Origin of the sequence: Microcoleus sp. S13_C3 (assembly GCF_036700905.1) — a bacterium.
Lineage (GTDB): Bacteria > Cyanobacteriota > Cyanobacteriia > Cyanobacteriales > Microcoleaceae > Microcoleus.
In genome coordinates this window covers 1-6,057 of the sequence record NZ_JAUBPT010000269.1, presented here as the reverse complement: position 1 = coordinate 6,057, position 6,057 = coordinate 1, and the positions used below count along the sequence as shown (strand labels likewise).

General features: G+C 41.1%; 4 protein-coding genes. All 4 read right to left on the bottom strand.

The features are described 5' to 3' along the window. Positions 1–134: 134 nt before the first annotated feature. The 4 genes from QUA16_RS35300 to kaiC are packed head-to-tail and all read right to left on the bottom strand — an operon-like array spanning position 135 to position 5,292. Positions 135–2,840 carry a PAS domain S-box protein gene (locus QUA16_RS35300; RefSeq protein ID WP_333109337.1) on the bottom strand — a complete coding sequence of 902 codons (2,706 nt, stop codon included), beginning with the start codon at positions 2,838–2,840 and terminating at the stop codon, positions 135–137. Continuing rightward, positions 2,815–3,210: a circadian clock KaiB family protein gene (locus QUA16_RS35295; protein WP_333109335.1), complete on the bottom strand. Its 396-nt coding sequence runs from the start codon at positions 3,208–3,210 to the stop codon at positions 2,815–2,817. Before QUA16_RS35295 ends, QUA16_RS35300 begins: the two co-directional genes overlap by 26 nt. Positions 3,211–3,231: 21 nt before the next feature. Then, positions 3,232–3,570, bottom strand: coding sequence for a circadian clock KaiB family protein (locus tag QUA16_RS35290; protein ID WP_333109334.1), 339 nt, complete (start codon positions 3,568–3,570; stop codon positions 3,232–3,234). A gap of 24 nt (positions 3,571–3,594) precedes the next feature. Beyond that, a complete protein-coding gene (kaiC, locus tag QUA16_RS35285) occupies positions 3,595–5,292 on the bottom strand; it encodes a circadian clock protein KaiC (RefSeq protein ID WP_333109332.1) in 1,698 nt (565 codons plus the stop codon). Between the last annotated feature and the right edge of the window lie 765 nt (positions 5,293–6,057).

The following is a 6,057-nucleotide window of genomic DNA, read 5'->3' as shown; positions in this document are numbered from 1 at the left end:
GGTTCACCAACAATATCTGCCAATAATTGACAATCTCAAAAACCCGCCCCGGCCGGGATATTATGGTCAATCGATCGCCCAACTTGTTTTACCCGTAATACTTTTTATTCAGCAACTTTAATAGCCTTCTCTTCCTAGGGATAGTTCGTAAGTCCTAATTTAGATAAATCAGTTAATTCCATAATGATATCCGTTTTAAAACTCTGCGTTAAATCTTTGAGAGCATTCGCGATCGCCACGTGAGAAGTAGGTATTTGTTCAATTAATTGCAGCAGGAGATCCCCATCACAATAGTACGCCGCATCATACATTTGCTGTAACCATTCGGGGGGCATCATTGCTAAAGCATCTCTAGACAATTCAACCCTCGGCAATGAAGAACACTTTTGACAAGTAAAGGGCTGGATGCGAGTTGCTTTATTCTCGTCTAGCGGCAGTATCTCCGTTAACATTTGTAATAACTGTGCGATCGTGTAAGGTTTTAACAAAAATGTTTTGACATTAGCATCTAATGCCAGCTTTCTGTTAGCAAGGAGTCCGCTAGTCGCAATGATCTTCACCCCAGGATTAATTTCTTGCAACGCGCGCATTGCGGAAACACCATCTAGGTTTGGCATCATCATATCCATTAAAACCACACTAATTTCCTGTTGATTTTCCCTATAGACAGCGAGGGCTTCAAGCCCATCACTAGCGAGTATTGTTCTGTAGTTATAGTTTTCTAGAGAAGTCTGTGTTATCTCTCGAATAGAGGCTTCATCATCAACAATTAAAATCAACTCCCCCTTACCTCTAGGCATTGCTTGCTCTATCGTTGTGAGGCTCACTTCTCCCTCTATAGCTGGAAAGAAAACCCGAAATTCCGTACCCTTACCCAACTCGCTATAAACCTTAACAAAACCGCCATGATTTTTGACAATCCCCCTTACTGTGGATAATCCTAGCCCTGTTCCTTTGCCAACTTCCTTGGTAGTGAAAAAGGGCTCAAAAATTCGGTTTAACAATTCTGGGGGAATACCAATTCCTGTATCAGCCACCGTCACAACCACATAACAGCCTGCTTTTGCTTCCAAATTCAGCAGGGCCTCATCTTCATCCAAGGAGCGATTTTGGGCAGAGAGGGTCAAACTTCCTCCTGATGACATGGCATCCCTAGCGTTAATCATCAGATTCATAAATACTTGGTGTAGCTGGGTAGCATCACCCGATATTGTCCATAGTTCCATTGCGGGAATTTTAGTCCAAATAGTTATTGATTTGGGAAATGTGTGTTGAGCAACACCGATCACTTCGAGGAGCAAATACCCTAGTTGTAATATTGCATATTCACCATCCGTTGCTCGACTAAAAAGAAGAATTTGCTTGACCAACTCAACCCCACGTTTAGCACTACCCGAAAGGAGTCTTAACAGTCTTTGTGTCGGTTCATTCATATTGGTAATTTTGAGAGGAAGCAGTTGACTAGCTCCAAAAATCGGGGTGAGAATGTTATTTAAATCATGGGCAATTCCACTTGCCAATGTTCCTAAACTCTCTAATCGCTGGGCATGATAAAACTGTTTTTCAAGTTGTTTTTTCTCAGTAATATCAGTATTAACAACGAGGATAGAGCGGGATTGGGAAAATTTATTGTGTATCAGTGTTTTACGACTTTCTACGATTATATTATTACCGGTTTGAGTAACTTGCTCTATTTCCCCCTGCCAACTGCCTTGCTCGGTAGTGATTTGGATCGGCTCAGTTAGTTGAAAGGGTTGATTAAATAAGGTTTGAGTTTTCTGCCCTATAACTTCGGCTTCTGCCCAACCATATAAACGTTCAGCTCCTTTATTCCAAAATAAAATACGATCGTCTAAATCCTTTACAAAAATGGCATCACTAGCAATATCAATTAAGGCTGCTTGTTCGGCAATTTTTTGCTCTGTTTCTTTACGTTGGGTAATATCCGTAATAATTTCTATGCCCACCCAACAATCTTGTTCTTTATCCCATTCAGCAACATAGTTGGAGGCAAGCCATCGAATCGTGCGATCGCCATGCAAAAACCGATATTCGCTAATACCAGAGCGCCCTGCTTGAATATTTTCGATCAATGAGGCGATCGTTTTGTCTCGATCTTCGGGCAATATATTTGCTATGAATAAGGCAGAATCTGCTTGCACTGCTTCTAAGCTATAGCCCAAAATCTGTTGAGTTCCGCCTGTCCAAGAATCGATATCTAAAGTACCATCAGTCAAAAGACGAAAATTTTTAATAACGGCGATCGCGCTGTTGAGAATGTGACTGAGTTTCGCAGCTTCTTTTATTTTAGATTCTGTAATATCAGTAAGAATAATACTATTAACTAAAATTTCATCAATCTGAATTTTTTTAAGTGATAATTTAACAGGTACTTCCTTATTTCCCGTTGCGGCGATCAAAGATAATTCTCTAGTTACACTTTTTTCAGGCTGAACCTGCTGCAAAAGTAGTAAAAATGATTTTTTATCCTGGGGCGCAATAAAGGTTTGTAATTGAGAACCTATCAGATTTTTTAAAGGACAATTTAAGAGTTCTGAGAGTCGCTTATTACAGTACAAGATTAAACCTTCAGAAGATACGGTAGCCGCTCCTTCGCCCATTTGTTCCACTAAACACTGATAAACATAATCTGCCCCCTGAAGCGTAAAAACTCGCTCTCCTCGCGGAGTAGAAACAACAACAGCATCAACTTCCCCACAACGAATCGCCTGCAACGTTTCTTCCGCTACATTGAGGCGTTCCTGCACCTGGGCTAATTGCCGATTTAGGGTTACGACTTCTTGGCTCATTTTTTCAAGATTGGTCAGATAATCCTTCATTATTTTCCTCTCCAATTATATTTTTTATCGGCACCAGATTAAGACCAAGTAAGACTTTTTCTGTATTCGATAAATTGCCAATCATCTTTTGTAAGGGCAGAGGTAACTTTTTTATCAAGGTGGGAACAGCCACAATGTTCTCCGAAATAACAGCTTCTGTCTGTTGATAAATATCAATAACTTCTAACTCATAACGCCCTTGGAGATGTTCCTCACAAATCTTTTTGATGTTTTGCAACGCCGTCACCGATTGAATCGTTGTACCTGAAATATAAAGACGTAGGATATAATGCTCTTCCTTTGATGAAGAAAGAGACTCTTCAAAAAGTTCTGTGATTGTTTGTTTAACATCTTCGGATTCGTCAATCATTGTTAGTACCTCTCTCTTGAGTTATTGTTCATCGACTAGACGAAGAATTTGCAGTCCTACCAGAACTTTTTCAGTATTGGATAAATCACCAATAATCTTTTTAATCGGTTCTGGCAATTTTCTAACGAGAGTCGGTATAGCAACGATGCTATCTTCTATGGCTAGCTGCGGTTGTTGACTTAAGTCAATAATTTCAATGGTATATTGACCGTGAAGATATTCCTCACATATCTTCTTCAAATTGGCAAAAGCAACCAGAGATTTAGGTGTTTGTCCCGCCACATATAATCGCATTTGCCAAATCTCTGGCCCTTTTGTGTTAGAGGGCTGTGAAGAATTATCTGTTAAATGATTTGTCATGTTTTTTATCCTTAGAAATATGTTTTATGGATTAAGATGACGTAACCTTTCCATAAAGGTTCGATTATCCAAAACCGCTTTTTCGTCCTCTTGTTCTTCTTCAATCAGCAAATCTAACTGCTCCTCTCGATTGAGCAATTGCATTTGTAGAGCATTTATCTGAGCTTGTACGAGTTTTTTCTCTTGTTCATACTCACGTTTTTTGAGTTCAAAATTCTGTCGGCGTTTTTTAGCAGCAGATTGTTCTTTTATTTCTTGATTTACTCTTTCCGTTCCTGTTAATACCTTGCCATCTCCCAAGTAAACCTCGACTAACTTTACACCTTGATTAGTTATGATAAATTCCCGTACTTGATTTGAGTGCTTCATGCCGCGAGATTTGAGGGCATAGAGAATGCGATTGCGTTCCCCATTCACCTTGAGCGTTTGGAGCTCTAACCAAGTATCCATCAGAGAGGAAACACCCACTTCTGTCTGTTCGTGGTCATGGTCAGCATCACCAGCCGTTAAGTTGGTCATAAAAACGGTTATTTGCTTACTCTTTAAATAGTCAATTAAACGCATGAAAAAGTTTTTTGTTTGCATCAAACTCCCACTCAACACGAGATTACTCATCGGATCAATGATGATCGTGCTTGGTTGAAAGTCTTGGACCCAGCGATGGATTTTATACAAACGCATTTCTAAATTGTAGTTAGTGGGACGTACCGCATCAAATTGGAGTAATCCCTGATCTACATAAGGGGCTAAGTCAAGACCAATCGAGCTTAAATTGCGAATAATTTGTTGGGGCGATTCTTCAGTGGCGAGATATAAACACCGTTCGCCTCTGTGGCAGGTTGCTTGGGAAAAATAAGATGCAAGCGTTGTTTTCCCCGTTCCAGCCCTGCCTGTGACAAGAATACTGCTACCCCGATAGTAGCCCTGCCCGCCAAACATTTCATCAAGTTGCGCGATGCCCGTTGAGATGCGCTCATTAGAAACCGCATGGTCTAATTTTAAGGAAGTAACGGGTAAGACCGAAATCCCCTTTTCTTCAATTAAAAAAGGATATTCATTATTACTATGACGAGAGCCGCGATACTTGACAACTTGAAGGGTTCTTGTGGCGATGTCTTCAAAGGTTTTTTGATCTAATTTGATCACACAATCCGAAACGTATTCTTCTAAACCTTGACGGGTTAAGGTCTTATCTCCTCGCTCCCCGGTGATCACGGCTGTCACACCTTGGTCTTTTAACCAATGAAATAAACGGCGTATTTCTGCTCGGACAATGTTGGAATTTGCTAAACCAGCAAACAAGACTTCAATCGTGTCTAAAAGCACCCGTTTAGCGCCAATTTTTTTGATCGCATAGCCTAGACGAAGAAATAGTGCTTCTAGGTCATATTCTCCTGTTTCCTCAATTTCGCTGGGTTCAATATAAATATGATCTATTAATATTTTACCCTCAGCAATTAACTGATTTAAATTCCACCCTAAAGAGGCGACGTTTTTGGTAATTTCTGACGCAGTTTCTTCAAAGGTCACTAAAACGCCTGGTTCTCCGTACCGCGTTGCTCCGCGCACGAGAAACTCCACACCAAATAAGGTCTTACCGCAACCCGCAGAACCACAGATTAAAGTTGGTCGGCCTTGGGGCAAGCCTCCATCGGTGATTTCATCGAGTCCCTGAATACCCGTTGGGCATTTGGATAATTGTAACTCTTGAATTTTCTCCATAAAAGATTCAAAATCCCTTTTTGATAGGAGTTACATAAGCGTTACATAAGCGCACAACTATCCTACCTGCGATACTTGAGGAAAAAGTGCTCTTGTGTTGACTAACTGTATACAATCAACAATAGCACTGTTTCTCACTTGAGTATCCATAGCTTTTGGTTTCTTAATGGAATCGTCAGCATTTGGCGGATTACATCGTGGGGGAGCATCTCACTTGTGTAGTCGAGCAAGCTAGACATTTAAGTTGTGAGGCAGAAGGCAGGAGGAAGAAGGAAGGAGCCAGAAGAAGTGTGGTTACAAATATAGCCTTTCTCAGAAAGATGAGGTACTCATGGGCATAGGGCATAGGGCATAGGGCATAGGGCATGGGGCATGGGGCATAGGGCATAGGCATAGGACAAAGCCCCCATACCTCACAACGCTTGAGAACCGCTATAAGGAATGAGAATTAAATAACTTACTCGTTACCAGGCTCTGCCTGGTAACGCATATCCGGAGGCTCTGCCTCCATAGTCGCAGCCGAGGCAGAGCCTCTGGACATCGGTTCCCAGGCAGAGCTTGGAAGTTAACCAGTTATTGAAACTGATGCGAGGATTGCTATAGCTTTTCGCAGCAATATTACTTTTTCTACGCCGCTAAATTTGTTGAATGGTATCTCAACAATCTTCACAACTCTTACTCTCGATCGCATTTAGGATCGCGAATTAAATAACTTACAATTTTAATTGTTATTGTGGGATGGGCGTCCCGCCCGTCCTTTTTGGA